We start from the raw sequence: 1,734 nt of genomic DNA on the forward strand, positions 1-1,734 counted from the left end.
CGCCACGGCGACCGCGGCGCCGCCGCTGGAACCGCCGACCGACCGGTCCAGCGCGCGCGGGTTCAACGTGGCGCCGCCGTTGCGGCGGGCCTCGGTGGACGGTCCCATGCACAGTTCCGATACCGTGGTCCGTGCGAATGGGATCAGTCCCGACGCTTCGAAACGCTGGGCCAGCGTCGCGTCGAACGCGTATTCCGTGTCGTCGAACAGCACCGAACCCAGGCTGGACGGAAAGCGCACGCTCGGCAGGCCCGAATCCTTGAGCAGAAAAGGAATGCCGCGGAACAGGCCGCGCTCGGTCCAGCCGCCGGCCAGTTCGCGGCCCGTTTCAGGCTGCACGTAGGTCAGCGCGTTCAATGGCGCGCCGCGTTCTTCGGCCAACTGCAATGCGCATTCCATCAGCTCGGCCGGCGTCACTTGTCCGCGCGCCAGCAGCCCCGCCAACGCCAATCCGTCCTGCCCTTCGTACTCGTCTGTCCGCATGACTTCCCTGCAACCTTGATGCGCCTGGGTGGCCGGCGCGATAGCCCGCATCCGATTCGATGCCCTGCTTTTGCCGCCTACTTTTCAAGTATTTTTTAGCAATACCGATGTAGTTCATAAAAATATTCTAAGCGAGCAACTTCGGGGCGCGCAACGCGCGATGCATCAGGGATTTCCCGCGATGGTGGGCTTGTCGAGGCGTTGGCGCGTTGTGGTGCGGACGGCGGTATTGCCGATCGCAGCGCCGCCCCCAATAATTTCCGCACGCTCGAATTCCCCTCCTCTCATCGGCAAGGAAATACGCTCATGCACATCCTGGTTGCTGGCTTCCAGCACGAGACCAACACTTTCGCGCCCTCCAAGGCGGGCTACGACAACTTCGTGCGCGGCGAAGGCTTTCCCGCCATGGTGCGGGGCGCGGACATGCTGGCGCTGCGCGAGGTCAACATTCCGGCCGGCGGCTTCATCAATGCGGTGGCCGCGGAAGGCCACACGGTGCACACCGTAATTTGGGCCGGCGCCAGCCCGTCCGCCCACGTGACGCGCGATGCCTTCGAGCGCATCGCCGGCGAGATCCTGGACGCGGTGCGGGCGGGCGGCTTTGACGCCGTCTATCTGGACCTGCACGGCGCCATGGTCACGGAGCATCTGGACGACGGCGAAGGCGAACTGCTTGCCCGCGTGCGCGAGATCGTGGGATCGGACGTGCCGGTGGTCGCCAGCCTGGATCTGCACGCGAATGTCACCGCGCAGATGCTGCAAAGCGCCGACGGCCTGGTGGCGTTCCGCACCTATCCGCACGTGGACATGGCCGACACCGGCGTGTTGGCCGCGCGGCTGCTCATGGCGCGCATTCAGGCCGGCGGCAAATGGACCCGCAGCGAACGCCGCCTGCCCTTCCTGATTCCCATCAACGGCATGTGCACGATGCTCGAACCGTCGCAGGGCGTGTATGCGCTGTTGGGCGAGCTGGAGCAGACGCCAGGTGTCGCCTCCGTCTCTTTCGCGCCGGGCTTTCCCGCCGCGGATTTCCCGGAGTGCGGGCCGGTGGTGTGGGCCTACGGCACGGACGCCGCCGCGGTCGAGCAGGTCACGGAATCGCTGTATGCGCGCGTATTGACGCTGGAACCGGAGTGGTCGCCGGACTTTCTGGAACCGGCCGAGGCGGTGCGCCGCGCGCAGACCCTGGCGGCGGGCGCGACGCGGCCCGTCGTCATTGCGGACACGCAGGACAACCCCGGCGCGGGCGGC

At 66.9% G+C, this 1,734-nt stretch carries 2 protein-coding genes; one reads left to right on the forward strand and one right to left on the reverse strand.

The annotated features are described in order from the left end of the window. The coding region (locus B3446_RS05215) for an amidase family protein (RefSeq protein ID WP_291378121.1) at window positions 1-483 on the reverse strand (483 nt) is incomplete at its 3' end. A gap of 306 nt (window positions 484-789) precedes the next feature. Here B3446_RS05215 and B3446_RS05220 point away from each other — a divergent pair. After that, the coding region (locus B3446_RS05220; protein WP_291378122.1) for a M81 family metallopeptidase at window positions 790-1,734 on the forward strand (945 nt) is incomplete at its 3' end.

The sequence above is a fragment of the Achromobacter sp. UBA5777 genome (assembly GCF_002418565.1).
In the GTDB taxonomy this organism is placed as follows: domain Bacteria; phylum Pseudomonadota; class Gammaproteobacteria; order Burkholderiales; family Burkholderiaceae_B; genus Achromobacter; species Achromobacter animicus.